Raw genomic sequence first — 17376 nt, 5'->3', positions numbered from 1 at the left:
TGCCCTGTCTGATTAGTTGTGGTGACGCACGGCGCGCAGGAACTCCTGGCGGGTGTTCTGGCTTGATTTAAACAGGCCGCCCAGCGAGGTGGTGGTGGTAGCGCTGGTTGCATCACGCACGCCGCGCGCTTTCACGCAGTAGTGCACCGCGTCGATGGAAACCGCCACGTTGTTGGTGCCCAGCAGCGTTTGCAGCGCGATCAGGATCTGCTGCGTCAGACGCTCCTGCACCTGAGGGCGCTGCGCGAAGAACTGCACAATACGGTTGATCTTCGACAGGCCAATCACCGTGTCTTTCGGGATATACGCCACGGTCGCTTTACCGTCGATGGTCACGAAATGGTGTTCGCAGGTGCTGGTCAGCGTAATGTCACGGACCGTCACCATCTCATCCACCTTCATCTTGTTTTCGATGACGGTAATTTTCGGGAAGTTGGCGTAATCCAGTCCGGAGAAAATTTCGTCGACGTACATTTTCGCGATACGCTTGGGCGTCTCCATCAGGCTGTCATCGCTCAGATCGAGATTCAGCAGTTGCATGATCTCGGTCATATGCCCGGAAATCAGACTCTTACGGGTTTCATTGTCCATATCCTGAACGGGCGGACGCAGTGGCGTTTCAAGACCGCGCGCGAGCAGGGCTTCGTGGACCAGGGCAGCTTCTTTACTGAGTGATGACATTTTGTTCTCCTGCAGGTGTGGCGTCTTTTGCCCTCGTTGTGGCAAAAGTATGCGCTCATTGTGCGTGAGGCGACGCACATAATCCAGTATTCACGACGATAATTATTGCAATTGCTGTTGCCTTTCAGCGTGGCGATTCCAGACCAGGGCACCCGCGACAAACAGCGCAACGCCAGCCAGCCCCAGCGCAGGCTCCAGCCGGTGGGTTAGCCAGGTTGATAACGCCGAGGTCACCGGCCCCACCAATTGCCCGATGGCATATCCGGTGGTGAGCAGCCCCGCCATGTAGCGCGTGTGGTTCGGTGCCAGCTCGCGGCCGTACAAAAGAGAGAGCTGCACCGCGCACAGGAACCCGCCGCCCACCAGCAGCCCGCCCGTCAGCAAGCCGCCAATGCCCGGCAGCAGCCAGGCCGCCAGCACGCCCGCGCCCTGTAACCACAGCACGATGGCCAGCCTGCGGTTAGCCGTTGAGGTGTGGCGCAAAAGAATGCTGAGCGCAATGCCCACCACGGCGGCGGCACCAAAAATCGGCCAGACAAACTGGGCAAAAAGGCTGCCGGGAAAACGCACCGCCGCCATTTGCGACAGGAAGGTCGCCGGAAGGATATAGCCAAATCCCGCCAGGCTGTAGCTCCAGACCAGGCGCTTTAAATCCGTCGTCAGCACCAGCGGCTCTGGCGCGGTGCCGGGTCGATGAAGCTGCCCGGAACGCGGCAGATAGCGCGCCACCAGCGCAACCAGTACCAGCGCCAGCACGCCGTAGATTTGCCACGCCGCACCGGCCGAAAGGGATTTCGCCTGAATATAGACCGCAAGCAGGCCGCTCAGGGCGATACCTGCCCCTGGTCCGGCAAACACGGCGGCACTGAGCCCCGGTTTACCCAGCTGCCCCAGCCGCTCGTTGCTCCAGGCGGCAATCAGCACCATTGACCAGCCGCTCATGCAGCCAATCACAAAGCGCAGCAGGCCGTGCACGACGGCGTTATCCGCCGCGGCGGAGAGCAGGGTCAACGCAACCGCGCCCGTGATGCCGAGCCAGAGTCGCGTTTCAACAAAGCGGTGCGCCCGCATGGCATCCCATGCGCCCACCAGATAGCCCAGATAATTCATCGCCGCCACCAGACCCGCGCTGGTGAGCGTGAGTTGCCCGGCGGCAATCATCAGCGGCACCTGAGGCGTGAAGGCGAAGCGCCCTATCCCCATCGCAACCACCAGAACGACAAACCCACTAAGCGCAATACGCAGCGCCATGACCGCTCCAATTGTTAAAGAAAAGTAAATTTATGATGCAGCATCTCGCCGTTCCGCGAAAGTGAAAGTTGCTCACAGGTAAATGAAAACGCTGTATTATGGCTCTAATGAATAGCTATTCTCATTAAGGAGCCCTGCATGGAACTGCTCGAAGAGCACCGTTGTTTTGAAGGTCGACAGCAGCGCTGGCGGCACGACTCCACCACGCTGAACTGCGCCATGACGTTCAGCATTTTCCTGCCGCCGACGGAAAATCCGCCGGTTCTGTTCTGGCTTTCAGGCCTGACGTGTAACGACGAAAACTTCACTACCAAAGCGGGCGCGCAGCGCATTGCGGCCGAACTGGGCATTGCGCTGGTAATGCCCGACACCAGCCCGCGCGGCGATGATGTGGCGGACGATGCCGGGTACGATTTAGGTAAAGGCGCCGGATTTTATCTCAACGCCACCGAACAGCCGTGGGCGAGCCATTACCGCATGTATGACTACATTCGCGACGAGCTGCCTGCGCTGATTAAGACCGAATTTGCGGTGAGCGACCGCTGCGCCATCAGCGGGCACTCCATGGGCGGACACGGGGCGCTTATCATGGCGCTGAAAAACCCGGGGAAATACACCAGCGTCTCTGCGTTCGCGCCGATTGTGAACCCAATGCAGGTGCCGTGGGGGCAAAAAGCTTTCACAAACTATCTGGGTGAGGATGCCGAAAAATGGCAGGAATGGGACAGCTGCGCGCTGATGCTGGCAAGCGATTCGGCGAGCGCGATCCCGATGCTTATCGATCAGGGCGATGCGGATCAGTTCCTCGCCGGACAGCTACAGCCTGCGGTGTTGGCTGAGGCGGCGCGCCAGAAGGACTGGCCGCTGACGCTGCGCATTCAGCCGGGATACGATCACAGCTATTACTTTATGGCGTCCTTTATCGAGGATCATCTCCGCTTCCATGCGGAGCATTTGTTTGGGTAAGTGCGCGTCATTGCCGGGTGGCGGCTTCGCCTTACCCGGCCTGCGTTCGCGGGTTTTGGATGCCCGGTAAGCGAAGCGCCACCGGGCATCCAGGTCACATCAGAACTTATAGTCCACGCCAACAAAGTAGCGACGGCCATCTTCCGTGTAGCTGTAATCGTCGCGGCTCAGATCTTTATCCAGCAGGTTCTGCACGCCCGCGCGCAGCTTCACGCTTTTCGTCGCCTGCCACGCCGCGCCGGTATTCCAGATGACATAGCCACCCGGCGTTGGTGCACTGCTGGTCAGCGCGCGCTTCTCGCCGGTGTAGTTACCCTGAACATAGAATGACCAGTCCTGCGTCGCCTTCCAGTCAACGGTCCCGTTGGCGGTGTGGAACGGCAGCTCGGACAGCGGTTTGTTGCCGCCGTTGCTGATATCGCGGCCGTCGTTATAGGTGTAGTTCAGCGTCACTATCCAGTCTTCGGCCAGCGGGAACTTCACTTCGGTCTCCACCCCACGGATGCGCGCCTTGTTGACGTTGTAATAGCGGAAAATCGGTTCACCGTCCGCGTTCAGGCCAACGTAGTTCGGGTAGCTCTGCGCCTGGTTCACGTTAGCCGTACGGCTGATGCTGATGCGGTCATCTACGTTATTCTGGAAGGTAGTGATGCTGGCCTGCACGCCCTCTAACCAGCCCTCCTCCCCGCTGTAGTAGAGACCAAATTCGAAGCTCTCGCTGGTTTCCGGCTTCAGGTCCGGGTTACCAACAATCTCGCAGGCGCCGCGGCACGAGCCGGTGACCCAGTCCGGGCTCAGCTGCAGCAGAGACGGCGCTTTAAACGCGGTGGCCCAGCCCCCTTTCACCGTCACGGTATCCGTTGCGTTGTATACCAGATAAGCACGCGGGCTCCAGTGGTCGCCGTAGGTGTCATGGTCGTCCATACGGATGCCGGTGGTCAGCGCCAGCGGCTCGAAGATACGCCATTCGTCTTCGAGGAACAGCGCGTACTGGCTTGTCGACGTACTGCTGCTGGAGCCTCCCGTCAGGTTGACCGGATCTTTCAGCTTATCGTGTCGCCACTCGCCGCCAAAGGTCAGCAGCTGATTAATCTCGCCCAGCGGCAGCACGTATTTCCCGTCCACCGCGTTGCTCTCGGAGGTGATCGGATTGCTGTTGCCCGGGTTTTTGTTATCCACCTTCTCGCCGTAAACCTTCAGCTCGCTGTTGCCGACGCCCCAGAGGCCGTTATGGCTGAGAGAGTAGTTCTGACGCTCAAGGCGGTTTTTGTCGAGGGAGTCTGAATCGCGATCCTGGCGGTCAAAGCCGTAGCCCGCGGTGAAGTCGTGGTTCTCTGTTGGCGTCCAGGCGAATTCCACGTTAGCATCGCGGCTGGTGAAGCCCTCAATGCGCGGCGTTTCACCGCTCGCCGTGGTGGAGGATTTCTGCTGCCCGTCTTTCTCACGCTTCGCGAGGCTGCCGTAGGCTTTCAGGCCCAGCAGGCCGTCCACCAGCGGACCGCTGGTATAAAACTGACCGTTATACGTGTCGCCACGATCGCGGTGTTCCTGAATGGTAGAATCCGCGCTCAGGGTGCCCGTCCACTTCTGGCCTATTTTTTTGGTGATGATGTTCACCACGCCGCCGAGAGCATCAGAGCCGTAGAGAGAAGACATCGGTCCGCGCACCACTTCAATGCGTTCAATGGCATCAACCGGCACCCAGTTGAGGTCGAAATCGTTATGGCGGAAGACCGCGTTGCGCGAGTTGACGCGCTTGCCGTCGATCAAGATGAGCGTATAGCTGCTGTCCAGACCGCGAATACTTACCCCTTTACGGTTGTCCCCTTCGCTCGTGAGCTGCACGCCCGGCACATCCCGTAACACATCTTTCAGATTCTGAACGGGTTTGCGCTGCAAATCTTCCTGGGTAATCACGCTGATACTTGCCGGTGCGTCTTTCAGGTTTTGCTCGTTCGCGGATGCCGTAACAACCATTGTGTCGCCAGATTCCGCTGCGATGACAGGCAGTGCCAGGGACATTGCGGACGCGCATAGTCCTCCCCTGACGACGGGATTCAACCTAAACATTCCATATCTCCATGAGGTAAATACAACTCAATCAAAAATCATCGCTCACAGTGCCTTGTTGTCCGCCCACATCTGCGGTAGGTCGGTAGCACGCTTATTTTTTGATAACGATAAAGCAAACGATAATTATTATCAATTAAATTGTTAAAAAATATATCCGAAATTCATACTGTGGAGATAAAAAAGCCCGCTCATGTGAGCGGGCTGAAAGAGAGGAAGCGCGGTTATTGTTTAAATCGTTCCGGGAAATCCATTTCACTGTAGCGAACGAAGCGGGTTCCTTTCGTCAGTTTGTAGCCAAACCAGATGACCAGGAACAGCGGAATACCAATGTAGGTGGCCGTAACGGCGCCCCAGTCAATGGTGTCCGCAAGGAAAGCTTCATAGTTCTGTCCCAGGGTAATAATCAGGCACAGGATGAAGGCAAAAATCGGCCCCAGCGGGAAGAAGCCAGAACGGTACGGCAGGTTATTGAGATCGTGCCCCTGCATAACGTAGCCGCGACGGAAACGGTAGTGGCTGATGGCAATGCCCAGCCAGGCGATAAAGCCCGTCATCCCGGAGGTGTTCAGCAGCCACAGGTACACCGTCTGGTTGCCAAACATGGAGGTCAGGAAGCACAGGCCCGCAATGACCGTGGTGGCATACAGCGCGTTACGCGGGACGCCGCCGCGGGACAGCTTCGAGAAAATGCGCGGCGCTTTGCCGTCGCAGGCCAGGGTGTACAGCATACGGGTGGATGCGTACATGCCGGAGTTACCCGCCGACAGCACCGCCGTCAGGATCACCGCGTTCATTACCGCCGCCGCTGAGAGCAGGCCCGCATGCTGGAAGACCAGGGTGAACGGGCTGACGCTGATGTCTTTCACGTCGTTACGCAGCAGGCTTGGATCGGTATACGGAATGATCAGGCTGATAATCAAAATAGCGAACACGTAGAACAGCAGGATACGCCAGAACACCTGACGCACCGCGCGCGGAATGTTCTTCTCCGGGTTTTCGGATTCACCGGCCGCGATACCAATCAGCTCGGTGCCCTGGAAGGAGAAGCCGACAATCATCGCCACGCCAATCATCGCCGAGAAGCCCCCGGCAAACGGCGCATCGCCTATCGTCCAGTTGCTCCAGCCCGCAGGTTCAGCCCCTTTGAAAATCCCCACGATCATCGCCACGCCGACGACGATAAAGATGATGACGGTTGCCACTTTGATCAAAGAGAACCAGTATTCCGCTTCGCCAAAGCCGCGCACGGAGATGTAGTTCAGCAGGAAGATGACGGCCAGGAACAGCGCGCTCCAGATCCAGCCCGGCGTGTCCGGGAACCACCAGGTCATCACCAGCTGCGCGGCGACGAGATCCACGGCGATGGTCACGGCCCAGTTGTACCAGTAGTTCCAGCCCAGCGCGAAGCCGAAGCCTTCCTCAACGTATTTTTGTCCGTAGGTCGAAAACGAACCTGACACCGGCATGTATGCCGCCAGTTCGCCCAGACTGGTCATCAGGAAGTAAACCATCAGGCCAATCAGGATATAAGAGAAGAGTGCCCCACCCGGGCCGGCTGCCGAAATCGTTGCGCCAGAGGCAACGAAAAGACCTGTACCGATTGAGCCGCCAATGGCGATCATCGTCAGGTGACGCGCCTTGAGTTCACGACGTAGCGTGGGCGCTTCTGTGGTTTTAGTTTCTGAAACCATGTGAAAATGCTGTCCATTTAATAAATGAGGCGCGATTGTAGCAGACGATCTCCGTTCCTTCCGGCAGAAATACCCTGTTATAAGAGAGCTTCATGACTCGGCCAGGATTATAAGTAACGCATTATTTTTTCCCGTCACCCAGGGGTGAGGGGCGCTTTTACATTTCGCAGTAGCGCAGAAAACGCTGCAGCGAACTGGACAGGTGTTTCTGACGGTGATGAATGCACCACAGCGTGCGCACCAGCTTCGGCAGCGGAACGAGGATTTCCACCAGCGATCCGGTCTCCAGCTGTTCGGCAATCACCCGCCGGGAAAGACAGCTGATGCCCAGGCCATGACGCACCGCGTGCTTAATCGCCTCTGAGTTCCCCAGCTCCATTCCCAGCTGGAAATGCGGCAGATGCGACAGCAGCAGGTAGTCGACAATCTCACGCGTGCCGGAACCCTGCTCGCGGAGGATCCACTGCGCCTGCGCCAGCCGCTCCAGCGTCACCTCGCCCTGCAATAACGACGAGGCCGGAGACGCAAACACCACCAGCTCATCCTCCAGCCAGGGCTCGGCAATGATATCGACGTTGTGGCAAGGACCTTCGATAAGACCGATATCCACGCGGAAATCGATCACCGCGTTGATCACGTCCTGGCTGTTGCCCACGCTCATCTCCAGCGGCAGGGTCGGGAAATCCCGGCGGTAGCGGGCAATCACTTCCGGCAGGATGTAGTTTCCGATGGTGCTGCTGGCAAACACTCGGATCGCGCCGTTGTCCTCGCGGAACAGCTGCTCGATTTCAATCGCCTGCTCCAGCAGCGCCAGCGCGCGCGGGTAAAGCAGGCGGCCATGTTCGTTGACCACCAGTCGCTTCCCTACCCTGTCGAACAGCTGGACGCCCAGCTGGCCTTCGAGATCGGTCAATGCCGCGCTGACGGCAGACTGCGAGAGCGCCAGCATTTGTGACGCCTGGGTCGTCGAGCCGCTTTTCAGCACCTCGGCAAACACTTCCAGCTGACGCAATGTAATGTGCATGGTTACTTACCACTTATAGAGATTAATTATAAATATATAATCAATTTTATTTTTAAGCCAGCGCGCCGTAACCTTTAGCCAGACAAAGGAGAAGGTTATGTCAGAAATCACCTTACATCATCATCGTACAGTGTGGCACTTCGTGCCGGGTCTCGCGCTCAGCGCCGTCGTCACCGGCGTGGCCTTATGGGGCGGCAGTATTCCGGCAGTGGCCGGTGCAGGGTTCAGCGCGTTAACGCTGGCCATTTTGCTCGGCATGGTGGTCGGGAATACCGTTTACCCGCACATCTGGAAATCCTGCGACGGGGGCGTGATTTTCGCCAAACAACATTTACTGCGCCTCGGCATTATTCTTTACGGCTTCCGCCTCACCTTTTCGCAGATTGCGGACGTGGGCGTCAGCGGGATTGCCATAGACGTCCTGACGCTCTCCAGCACCTTTTTACTGGCGTGCTTTATCGGTCAGAAGATCTTTGGCCTGGACAAGCAAACCAGCTGGCTGATCGGCGCAGGCAGCAGCATCTGCGGTGCGGCCGCGGTGCTGGCGACGGAACCGGTCGTTAAAGCCGAAGCCAGTAAAGTGACGGTGGCAGTCGCGACGGTGGTTATCTTCGGTACGCTGGCGATCTTCCTTTATCCCGCGATGTATCCGCTGGTGGCGCACTGGTTTAGCCCGGAAACCTACGGCATCTATATTGGCTCGACCATGCACGAAGTGGCGCAGGTGGTGGCGGCAGGTCACGCCATCAATCCGGAAGCGGAAAACGCGGCGGTCATTGCCAAAATGCTGCGCGTGATGATGCTGGCGCCGTTCCTGATTTTCCTCGCGGCGCGGGTTAAACAGCTGGCACCGGCTGGCGGCAGCGAGAAAAGCAAAATCACCATTCCGTGGTTTGCGATCCTCTTCATCGTGGTCGCTATTTTTAACTCCTTCCACCTGCTGCCTAAAGCGGTGGTTGAGATGCTGGTGACGCTGGATACGGTGCTGCTGGCGATGGCGATGGCGGCGCTGGGTGTGACCACGCACGTCAGCGCGCTGAAAAAAGCCGGTGCGAAGCCGCTGCTGATGGCGCTGGTGCTCTTCATCTGGCTGATTGTCGGCGGCGGTGCGATTAACCTCGCCGTGCACAGCCTGATGGCATAAACCATCTCGTCCTTCTCCTGTTAACCCGCTATCATAAGCGTTTCGGGTTAACAGGAGTTTTTTTATGAAATACGTTGGAGCGCACGTCAGCGCTGCCGGTGGCCTTGCGAATGCCGCCATTCGCGCTGCCGAAATCGAGGCGACCGCTTTCGCCCTGTTCACCAAAAACCAGCGCCAGTGGCGCGCCGCGCCGCTCACCGCCGACGTGATTGACGATTTCAAAGCCGCCTGTGAAAAATACCATTACGGGCCGGGCCAGATCCTTCCCCACGACAGCTATCTGATTAACCTCGGGCATCCGGTTCAGGAAGCGCTGGAGAAATCCCGCGAGGCGTTCCTTGATGAAGTGCAGCGCTGCGAACAGCTCGGGCTGACGCTGCTGAACTTCCATCCGGGTAGTCATCTGATGCAGATTGACGAAGATGCCTGTCTGGCGCGCATCGCCGAATCCATCAACATGACGCTGGATAAAACCAAAGGCGTCACCGCAGTGATTGAAAACACCGCCGGTCAGGGCAGCAACCTCGGCTTTAAGTTCGAACATCTGGCGGCAATTATTGACGGCGTGGAAGATAAATCCCGCGTGGGCGTGTGCATTGATACCTGCCACGCGTTTGCGGCCGGGTACGACCTGCGCACCACCGAGGCAACGAAAAACACGTTTGATGAGTTTGAGCGAATTGTCGGCTTTAAGTATCTGCGCGGCATGCACCTGAACGATGCGAAAAGCGCGTTCGGCAGCCGCGTTGACCGCCACCACAGCCTGGGCGAAGGCAATATCGGCCACGATGCGTTCCGCTTTATTATGCAGGACGCGCGCTTCGACGGTATTCCGATGGTGCTGGAAACCATCAATCCGGATATCTGGGCGGAAGAGATTGCCTGGCTGAAGGCGCAGCAAACCGCTGAACAGGCGGCATAAAAAAAGCCGGGTCGCATTAGCACCCGGCTTTTTTGTTGCTTCGCTTACGCTGCTTTTGCCACAACTTCCGCTTCAGGACGTTTCAGCACCGCGTAAGACAGACCCGCCACCAGCGTACCGGCAATAATCGCCAGCAGATAGCCCAGTACCGGGGTGATGGCGCCAGGGATCAGCAGTACAAACAGACCGCCGTGCGGCGCCATCAGCTTCGCGCCAATCGCCATGGAGATGGCGCCCGTTACCGCGCCGCCGACGATACAGCACGGCAGAACACGCATTGGGTCACGTGCCGCGAACGGAATCGCACCTTCGGTGATGAAGCACAGGCCCAGCACCAGCGCCGCTTTACCGCCTTCCTGCTGCGCTTTGTCGAACTTACGACGGGCAATAATCGTCGCCAGGCCAAGCGCCAGCGGTGGCACCATACCGGCCGCCATGATCGCCGCCATCGGCGCGTAGGTCTGAGTACTCAGCAGGCCTACGCCAAACGCGTATGCCGCTTTGTTCACCGGGCCACCCATGTCGGTACACATCATGCCGCCGAGGATTGCGCCCAGCAGCACCGCGTTCGCCGTGCCCATGGTTTGCAGCCAGTGGGTCAGGCCCGCCAGGATGCCCGCAACCGGCTTACCAATCAGGTAAATCATCGCCAGACCGACCACCAGGCTGGAGATCAGCGGAATGATCAGGATTGGCTTCAGCGCCTCCATACTCTGCGGCAGCTTCAGCTTAGAGCTGATCAGTTTCGCGACGTAACCTGCGAGGAAACCGGCGATGATACCGCCGATAAAGCCTGAGCCGGTGCTCACCGCCAGCATACCGCCGATAAGACCCGGGGTCAGACCCGGACGGTCAGCGATTGAGAAGGCGATAAAGCCCGCCAGTACCGGCACCATCAGGGCGAAAGCGGAGCCGCCGCCAATCTGCATTAACGCCGCCGCCAGCGTGCCCTGCTCTTTAAACGCTTCAATACCGAAGGCGAAGGAGAGCGCAATACACAGGCCGCCAGCCACCACCATCGGCAGCATGTAGGAGACGCCGGTCAGCAGGTGACGATACGCGCCCGCAGACTCTTTTTTCCCTTCGGTCGGGGTTTTCGCTGCGCCGGTCGCCTGATACGGTTTGGCTTCTGCCAGGGCCTTATCAAACTCCTGCGCGGTCTTTTTCAGCGCCAGGCCGGTAGAGGTGCGGTACATCGGCTTGCCGGCAAACTTCGCCAGATCCACTTCGATGTCAGCCGCGACGATCACCAGATCGGCTTCCGCCACTTCTTCAGGGGTAATCGCATTGCCCGCACCCACGGAGCCACGGGTTTCAACCTTCACCCACCAGCCGCGTTTTTTCGCTTCGGTTTCAATGGCTTCAGCCGCCATAAAGGTGTGCGCCACGCCCGTCGGGCAGGCCGTGACCGCAACAACGCGTTTCGGACCCGAGGCCGCAGCCGGAGCCGCCGCTACAGGCGCGCTGTAGACGGTCGCGTGACCTTTCGCTTCGCTCAGGAACAGTTCCGGGTGTGCCACCGCGCGATTAATATCGCCCAGCCACACTTTTTTGCCGTTCAGCGCGCTGTCAGCGGGGATTTTATCGCCCAGGACAATCGCCAGCTCGGCATCGCCTGGGTTATCAATGATGTCCAGGTGTGCTTTTTGTGCCGCCGCGCCCAGCAGGGTCTTCGCCATGTAGGCGCGAGCCTGTCCGAGACCGGAGTCAATGATCAGCAGCGTTTTCATTATTCCTCTCCTGCTGTTAGTTAAAAGGTTTTAAGTCAACGCGCGCCATCATCGCGGCTAACTGGGTACGATCGGTAATACCGACATTGCTCTGGCTCACGGCCAGGGCTGCAACGGCGGTGGCAAGACGTAACGTATGTTCACTGGATTCACGCATCAGCAGGCCGTAAATCAGGCCGCCAACCATAGAATCCCCTGCGCCAACGGTGCTCACTACTTCCATTGACGGCGGTTTGGCAATCCATTCACCTGAAGCGTTAACCCACAACGCCCCTTCTGCACCCAGCGAGATCACCACGTGAGCAATACCCTGCTCGCGCAGCGCATGGGCGGCCTCAATCACATCTTTTAATTCCGGCAGCTTGCGGCCTGCCCAGATCTCCAGCTCGCGGCGGTTAGGCTTAACCAGCCACGGAGAGGCTTTCAGACCCGCCACCAGCGCATCGCGGCTGCTGTCGAAGATAATGCATGGGCACTGGCTACGCAGGCGAGTCATCCAGTCGGTAAACGCTTCCGGGCTGACGCCGGACGGCAGGCTGCCGCTGACGCACACCATGTCGAACTGGCCCAGCCAGGTCAGGGAGTCGGTCACAAAGCGTTCCCAGTCAGCTGGCGTCACTTCGAAACCGGAGAAGTTAAGATCGGTCACTTCACCGTCTTTCTCGGTCAGCTTGACGTTGATGCGGGTACGGCCCTGCACAACCTGAAAACGGTTGGCAATGCCCAGCTCGCTGAACAGCTGCTGGAAGCCATCCTGGTTATCTTTACCAAGGAATCCGCCCACGGTGACGTCGATACCGAGATCCTTCAGCACCTTCGCGACGTTAATCCCTTTGCCCGCAGCATGCAGGCCAGTGGTACGCACGAGGTTGACTTCGCCGCGCTCAATTTCCGGGCAAAATCCCACCAGGTCATAAGCCGGGTTCAGCGTAATAGTCGCAACACGTCTGCTCATTATGCGCCCTCCCCCAGACCTGCCGCGATGGCGTCGCCAATTGCTTTCAGCGCCTGCTCAGCATCTGCACCCTGCGCGGTGAAGCGCAGACGATGGCCTTTCTTCACGCCCAGCGCGACGACTTTCATCAGGCTACGGCCGTTGGCCGGTTTGCCCGAACCATCCAGGTTGGTCACGGTAATCTCGCTTTCAAATTGTTTAATGGTGTTGACCAGCATGGTGCCCGGACGGGCATGCAGGCCGTGTTCGTTACGCACCACGAACTCGGCGTTCAGCACGTCGTCCGTCAGCGCGTCGTCGCTGGTCAGCAGCGCCAGCACGGTCGCCGCATCGGCGTTCAGCAGTTTTTCAGCTTTATCGTTCAGCAGCAGATCGCCCAGACGCTTCAGCACCGAAACCGGCTGCTCATCGTTCATCGCCACGGTCACCAGCATGGCTGCTGTCTCGCCCTCAACGTCGAATGCTGTGGCCGCGCGGCTCACGGCAATCGCGCTGCGCAGGTTGCCTTCTGCGCTGTCGTTCAGCCAGATGCCCTGGCCAAGATTCAGCGGCTTATCGTTAATCACGCGCGTCACAAAGGTGGCATCAGCGGCACCCGCTTCTTTCAGGCGGCCCGCGTTCAGCGCCTGCAGCGTGACCAGGTCGGAGGCCACAACATCCAGCGTCAGCGTGTCGTTATCCAGCTTCAGCGCTTCACTCTGTTTTTCGCCCATCAGCAACGCACGCAGCTCTTCAGCAGTGGTTGCAGACTTCAGCTGTTCCGCCACGGAGTCATCGCTCAGAACATGCGTCAGCTGACGCAGCAGGCCCAAATGTTCGTCGCTGCTGGCCGCGATACCGATAGCGACATACGCCACCTGGCCGTCGCCCCAGAGCACGCCCTGCGGGAATTGATAGACCTTCACGCCGGTTTTCAGCACCTGGTCGCGGGTGTCGGTTGTGCCGTGCGGAATGGCAATGCCATTGCCGAGGAAGGTGGAGGTCTGCTGCTCGCGCGCCAGCATACCGTTTACGTAGCCGTCCGCGACGTTACCCGCCTGCACAAGGGCAGCGGCAACCTGACGAATGGCCTCTTCTTTATCTCCGGCCTGAGCGCCCGGCTGAATATCCTGAACAGATAACTGGAACATGGTTCTCCTCTCCTGCTGAAAGTGAATCGTTTCAGCTTACATGAGAAAAAATACGCTAGCCTGCTCCGTTTTTTAAAACAAGATAGCGCTGAAACGTTTCAAAAAGTCTTGCGCTTTCTGCATTGGCTTGCAAGAAAAGTCGTGTTTCCGATATCAGAATTTAGAGATACTGCACATTTCTTCTGCGTTCAGCTGAATTTGCTGAAGTTCAGCAAACCAGTTTCAGCTAAGTTCAGCCAGGCGGGGCGTAAGTTGAAATGCCATTTTGATTTTTCGTGGGGTAATTGACTTCACCCACTGTTTATTTTTTAGCTAACGGCGTAAACTCCGCCCCTCTCTGTTACTCGCTAATTATAAAACATGCATAACACCCCTGCGGCCACCGCGCCAAAGCCCTTTGATTTGACGTCAACGGCGTTCCTGATTGTTGCCTTCTTCACGGGCATCGCCGGTGCGTTGCAAACCCCGACGCTGAGCCTGTTCCTGACTAACGAAGTTCACGCCCGTCCGGCGATGGTTGGCTTCTTTTTTACCGGTAGCGCCATCATTGGCATTCTTGTCAGCCAGTTTCTCGCCGGTCGTTCCGACCGCAAAGGCGATCGTAAAAGCCTGATCGTTTTCTGCTGTCTGCTGGGGGTGTTGGCCTGCGTCCTGTTTGCCTGGAACCGTAACTATTTCGTTCTGCTGTTCATCGGGGTTTTTCTGAGCAGCTTTGGCTCAACCGCCAACCCGCAGCTGTTTGCCCTTGCCCGCGAGCATGCCGACCATACCGGGCGGGAAGCGGTGATGTTCAGCTCGATATTGCGCGCTCAGGTGTCGCTGGCATGGGTGATTGGCCCGCCGCTGGCCTACGCGCTGGCGATGGGGTTTGGCTTTACGGTGATGTACCTGAGTGCGGCGGTCGCGTTTGTGATGTGCGGCGCGCTGGTGTGGTTCTTTCTGCCGTCAATGCGCAAAGAGCCCAAGGTGGCAACGGGCGTGCTGGAAGCGCCGCGTCGTAACCGCCGCGACGCCCTGCTCCTGTTTGTTATCTGCACGCTGATGTGGGGCACCAACAGCCTCTATATCATCAACATGCCGCTGTTTATTATTGATGAGCTACACCTGCCGGAGAAGCTGGCGGGCATTATGATGGGCACCGCCGCAGGTCTTGAGATCCCGACCATGCTGATTGCAGGCTATTATGCGAAGCGGTTCGGGAAACGTTTTTTAATGCGCATCGCGGCCGTCGCCGGGCTGCTGTTCTACGTTGGCATGCTGACGGTCCATACGCCAGCCCTGCTTCTTGCTTTACAGCTGCTGAACGCCGTTTATATCGGCATCCTTGCGGGGATTGGCATGCTCTACTTCCAGGATCTGATGCCGGGTCAGGCAGGTGCCGCCACCACCCTTTATACTAATACCACCCGCGTGGGCTGGATTATCGCAGGCTCGATGGCCGGTATCGTTGCCGAGATCTGGAACTACCACACGGTGTTCTGGATTGCGCTGGTGATGTGTACGCTGACGATGGGCTGCCTGGCGAGGATCAAAGACGTTTAAGGCGCGGTGAGCGCTTCCAGCTCAAGCAGCCAGGTCATCGCCTGCGCGCGCGTGCTGCCGCACATTTCGGACGAGGGCTGAAGCCCGGAACAGACCTTCGGGCGCAGGGGCGAACCAAAAATCATACATAGGTTGGATTCAGAGAGCTGAACGCAGCGGGTATTGGCGGGCTTGCCTTCAGGCATGCCTGGAATGGGGCTTGAAATGGACGGAGCGGTACAGCACGCGCCGCAATCTGGACGACAATCCATACATGCTCTCTCAGTGGCGAACGCCCGTACAGTCGGGCATCGGGCGCACAGTAACACCTTTTGCGTATTGATAGCAAAAGCCACGAATTCCTCTTGCCTGAAAGGCCGCGCGCGAGTAATTTGGCGCGATATTTTTTACCTCCCGTAGACAGGATTACTGCAATGCCAAGAGCGAACGAAATTAAGAAAGGTATGGTACTGAATTACAACGGCAAACTGCTGATTGTGAAAGACATCGACATTCAGGCACCAAGCGCCCGTGGTGCAGCGACGCTGTACAAAATGCGTTTCGCCGATGTGCGTACCGGCCTCAAGGTGGAAGAACGTTTTAAAGGTGACGATATCGTTGATACCGTGACCCTGACCCGTCGCTACGTTGATTTCTCCTACATCGACGGCAACGAATACGTGTTCATGGATAAGGAAGATTACACCCCGTACATCTTCACCAAAGATCAGATTGAAGAAGAGCTGCTGTTCATTCCTGAAGGCGGGATGCCAGACATGCAGGTGCTGACCTGGGACGGCGTGCTGCTGGCGCTGGAACTGCCGCAGACCGTGGATCTGGAAATCGTTGAAACCGCACCGGGCATCAAAGGCGCGTCTGCAAGTGCGCGTAACAAGCCAGCTACTCTGACCACCGGTCTGGTTGTGCAGGTGCCGGAATACCTCTCCGCGGGCGAGAAGATCCGCATCCATATTGAAGAAAAACGCTATATGGGTCGTGCTGACTGATTGTGGCTTTTGACGGGTGGCGGCTTCGCCACCCGACAATTCCGGTTACAGAAGCTCCGGATACTTCGTCATCTTCAGCGCCAGCTCAACGCCGCGCACTTCCGCCATCCCCTTCAGGCGGCCAATCGCCGAATAGCCCGGGTTGGTTTTCTTACGCAGATCGTCCAGCATCTGGTGCCCGTGATCCGGGCGGAACGGAATAGGACGCACATCGCCCGCCCGCTTGCGACGCGCCTCTTCAGCCAGGATAGCGTCTACCACCGCCACCATGTTTACGTCTCCGCCCAGGTGCGCGGCCTCGTGGAAGGTCTTTGGATTTTCTTCACGGCAGGTCGCACGCAGGTGCGTAAAGTGAATGCGGTCGCCAAAGGTTTCTATCATCCGCACCAGGTCGTTATCGGCGCGCACGCCGTAGGAGCCGGTACACATGGTAAAGCCGTTATAGATGCTGTTTACCGTCTCTTTCAGCCACTGCATATCTTCAAGGGTGGAAACAATACGCGGCAGGCCGAGAATAGGACGCGGCGGATCGTCCGGGTGCACCGCCAGACGCACGCCGGCTTCTTCAGCAACCGGCACGATAGCGCGCAGGAAATACGCCATGTTTTCACGCAGCTGGTTCTTATCAATATCGCCGTATTCCGCCAGACGCGCGCGGAACTGATCCAGCGTGTAGCCCTCTTCCGCACCCGGCAGGCCAGCAATGATATTGCGGGTCAGCTTTTCAATGTCCGCTTCACTGGCGGCATTGAACCATTCAAGGGCCTGCTGCTGCTCTTCAGCGGTATAATCCGCTTCGGCGCCTGGGCGTTTCAGAATATGCAGCTCGAATGCCGCAAAGGCAATCTGGTCAAAACGCAGCGCTTTCGAGCCGTCCGGCATTTGATATTCCAGGTCGGTACGCGTCCAGTCCAGAATCGGCATGAAGTTATAGCAGACCGTATCAATGCCGCAGGCCGCCAGGTTGCGAATGCTCTGCTGATAGTTTGCAATCCAGGTCCGGTATTCCCCGGAATGGGTTTTGATATCTTCGTGTACCGGAATGCTCTCTACCACAGACCAGGTTAATCCCTTCTCCGCCAGCAGCGCCTGACGCTGTTGAATCTCCTCAACCGGCCAGACCTGGCCGTTAGGAATGTGATGCAGCGCCGTGACGACACCCGTTGCGCCAGCCTGACGCACATCATCAAGAGAAACCGGATCGTTCGGCCCGTACCAACGCCAGGTTTGTTCCATTGCCTCTCCCTCTCAAGTTGTTATACCAATATAGGTTACCGCAAT

15 protein-coding genes are annotated in these 17376 nt (G+C 57.9%); 5 read left to right on the top strand and 10 right to left on the bottom strand.

Annotated elements, in window-relative coordinates; all coding sequences use genetic code 11:
- Positions 1 to 12 precede the first annotated feature (12 nt).
- Positions 13 to 681: a GTP cyclohydrolase I FolE gene (gene folE / locus USG84_RS13570; protein WP_023330924.1), complete on the bottom strand. Its 669-nt coding sequence runs from the start codon at positions 679 to 681 to the stop codon at positions 13 to 15.
- Between the two features lie 102 nt (positions 682 to 783).
- Entirely contained in the window at positions 784 to 1932 is a 1149-nt protein-coding gene (locus tag USG84_RS13565; protein WP_253542806.1) for a YbfB/YjiJ family MFS transporter, read from the bottom strand.
- 138 nt (positions 1933 to 2070) lie between these two features.
- Here USG84_RS13565 and fghA point away from each other — a divergent pair, with 138 nt between their 5' ends.
- Positions 2071 to 2898, top strand: coding sequence for an S-formylglutathione hydrolase (gene fghA, locus USG84_RS13560; RefSeq protein ID WP_151413985.1), 828 nt, complete (start codon positions 2071 to 2073; stop codon positions 2896 to 2898).
- 99 nt (positions 2899 to 2997) lie between these two features.
- On the opposite strand, the gene cirA is transcribed toward fghA, so the two are convergent.
- From cirA to yieE, 3 genes are all read right to left on the bottom strand, one after another.
- Positions 2998 to 4968 carry a catecholate siderophore receptor CirA gene (gene cirA, locus USG84_RS13555; RefSeq protein ID WP_151413984.1) on the bottom strand — a complete coding sequence of 657 codons (1971 nt, stop codon included), beginning with the start codon at positions 4966 to 4968 and terminating at the stop codon, positions 2998 to 3000.
- 224 nt (positions 4969 to 5192) lie between these two features.
- On the bottom strand, positions 5193 to 6662 hold the full coding sequence (locus tag USG84_RS13550; protein WP_061097614.1) for an amino acid permease: 1470 nt from the start codon (positions 6660 to 6662) through the stop codon (positions 5193 to 5195).
- Positions 6663 to 6819: 157 nt separating this feature from the next.
- Positions 6820 to 7686: a DNA-binding transcriptional regulator YeiE gene (gene yieE / locus USG84_RS13545; protein ID WP_151413983.1), complete on the bottom strand. Its 867-nt coding sequence runs from the start codon at positions 7684 to 7686 to the stop codon at positions 6820 to 6822.
- 97 nt (positions 7687 to 7783) lie between these two features.
- Between yieE and USG84_RS13540 the strand changes: the two genes are divergently transcribed.
- A complete protein-coding gene (locus USG84_RS13540) occupies positions 7784 to 8830 on the top strand; it encodes a YeiH family protein (protein ID WP_061097613.1) in 1047 nt (348 codons plus the stop codon).
- 64 nt (positions 8831 to 8894) lie between these two features.
- Positions 8895 to 9752, top strand: coding sequence for a deoxyribonuclease IV (nfo, locus tag USG84_RS13535; RefSeq protein ID WP_061097612.1), 858 nt, complete (start codon positions 8895 to 8897; stop codon positions 9750 to 9752).
- 44 nt (positions 9753 to 9796) lie between these two features.
- Here the strand turns inward: nfo and fruA are convergent, their stop codons facing one another.
- Genes fruA through fruB form a run of 3 tightly spaced genes read right to left on the bottom strand, consistent with a single transcriptional unit; the run spans position 9797 to position 13567 of the window.
- Complete coding sequence (gene fruA / locus USG84_RS13530; protein WP_151413982.1) at positions 9797 to 11482, bottom strand: PTS fructose transporter subunit IIBC; 1686 nt, start codon at positions 11480 to 11482, stop codon at positions 9797 to 9799.
- 16 nt (positions 11483 to 11498) lie between these two features.
- Positions 11499 to 12437, bottom strand: coding sequence for a 1-phosphofructokinase (fruK, locus tag USG84_RS13525; RefSeq protein WP_010433510.1), 939 nt, complete (start codon positions 12435 to 12437; stop codon positions 11499 to 11501).
- Positions 12437 to 13567 carry a fused PTS fructose transporter subunit IIA/HPr protein gene (gene fruB, locus USG84_RS13520; protein ID WP_151413981.1) on the bottom strand — a complete coding sequence of 377 codons (1131 nt, stop codon included), beginning with the start codon at positions 13565 to 13567 and terminating at the stop codon, positions 12437 to 12439. Before fruB ends, fruK begins: the two co-directional genes overlap by 1 nt.
- Before the next feature lie 360 nt (positions 13568 to 13927).
- Here fruB and setB point away from each other — a divergent pair, with 360 nt between their 5' ends.
- A complete protein-coding gene (setB, locus tag USG84_RS13515; RefSeq protein WP_151413980.1) occupies positions 13928 to 15109 on the top strand; it encodes a sugar efflux transporter SetB in 1182 nt (393 codons plus the stop codon).
- On the opposite strand, the gene USG84_RS13510 is transcribed toward setB, so the two are convergent.
- Positions 15106 to 15360: a YkgJ family cysteine cluster protein gene (locus USG84_RS13510; RefSeq protein ID WP_253542815.1), complete on the bottom strand. Its 255-nt coding sequence runs from the start codon at positions 15358 to 15360 to the stop codon at positions 15106 to 15108. The two genes, setB and USG84_RS13510, sit on opposite strands and share 4 nt — an antisense overlap.
- A 162-nt stretch (positions 15361 to 15522) precedes the next feature.
- Between USG84_RS13510 and yeiP the strand changes: the two genes are divergently transcribed.
- Positions 15523 to 16095 (top strand): elongation factor P-like protein YeiP, encoded by a 573-nt coding sequence (yeiP, locus tag USG84_RS13505; protein ID WP_008500940.1) that lies wholly within the window; start codon positions 15523 to 15525, stop codon positions 16093 to 16095.
- A gap of 45 nt (positions 16096 to 16140) precedes the next feature.
- Here yeiP and uxuA read toward each other — a convergent pair whose 3' ends face one another.
- Entirely contained in the window at positions 16141 to 17331 is a 1191-nt protein-coding gene (uxuA, locus tag USG84_RS13500; RefSeq protein WP_151413979.1) for a mannonate dehydratase, read from the bottom strand.
- Positions 17332 to 17376: the final 45 nt, after the last annotated feature.

Origin of the sequence: Enterobacter sp. 168J2 (assembly GCF_034107265.1) — a bacterium.
Lineage (GTDB): Bacteria > Pseudomonadota > Gammaproteobacteria > Enterobacterales > Enterobacteriaceae > Enterobacter > Enterobacter nematophilus.
This window is presented reverse-complemented; position numbering and strand designations above follow the sequence as displayed.

Bases quoted from the DNA above. Each gene is read 5' to 3' on its own strand.
- folE (WP_023330924.1), bottom strand. From the start codon at position 681: ATGTCATCACTCAGTAAAGAAGCTGCCCTGGTCCACGAAGCCCTGCTC.
- USG84_RS13565 (WP_253542806.1), bottom strand. From the start codon at position 1,932: ATGGCGCTGCGTATTGCGCTTAGTGGGTTTGTCGTTCTGGTGGTTGCG.
- fghA (WP_151413985.1), top strand. From the start codon at position 2,071: ATGGAACTGCTCGAAGAGCACCGTTGTTTTGAAGGTCGACAGCAGCGC.
- cirA (WP_151413984.1), bottom strand. From the start codon at position 4,968: ATGTTTAGGTTGAATCCCGTCGTCAGGGGAGGACTATGCGCGTCCGCA.
- USG84_RS13550 (WP_061097614.1), bottom strand. From the start codon at position 6,662: ATGGTTTCAGAAACTAAAACCACAGAAGCGCCCACGCTACGTCGTGAA.
- yieE (WP_151413983.1), bottom strand. From the start codon at position 7,686: ATGCACATTACATTGCGTCAGCTGGAAGTGTTTGCCGAGGTGCTGAAA.
- USG84_RS13540 (WP_061097613.1), top strand. From the start codon at position 7,784: ATGTCAGAAATCACCTTACATCATCATCGTACAGTGTGGCACTTCGTG.
- nfo (WP_061097612.1), top strand. From the start codon at position 8,895: ATGAAATACGTTGGAGCGCACGTCAGCGCTGCCGGTGGCCTTGCGAAT.
- fruA (WP_151413982.1), bottom strand. From the start codon at position 11,482: ATGAAAACGCTGCTGATCATTGACTCCGGTCTCGGACAGGCTCGCGCC.
- fruK (WP_010433510.1), bottom strand. From the start codon at position 12,437: ATGAGCAGACGTGTTGCGACTATTACGCTGAACCCGGCTTATGACCTG.
- fruB (WP_151413981.1), bottom strand. From the start codon at position 13,567: ATGTTCCAGTTATCTGTTCAGGATATTCAGCCGGGCGCTCAGGCCGGA.
- setB (WP_151413980.1), top strand. From the start codon at position 13,928: ATGCATAACACCCCTGCGGCCACCGCGCCAAAGCCCTTTGATTTGACG.
- USG84_RS13510 (WP_253542815.1), bottom strand. From the start codon at position 15,360: ATGGATTGTCGTCCAGATTGCGGCGCGTGCTGTACCGCTCCGTCCATT.
- yeiP (WP_008500940.1), top strand. From the start codon at position 15,523: ATGCCAAGAGCGAACGAAATTAAGAAAGGTATGGTACTGAATTACAAC.
- uxuA (WP_151413979.1), bottom strand. From the start codon at position 17,331: ATGGAACAAACCTGGCGTTGGTACGGGCCGAACGATCCGGTTTCTCTT.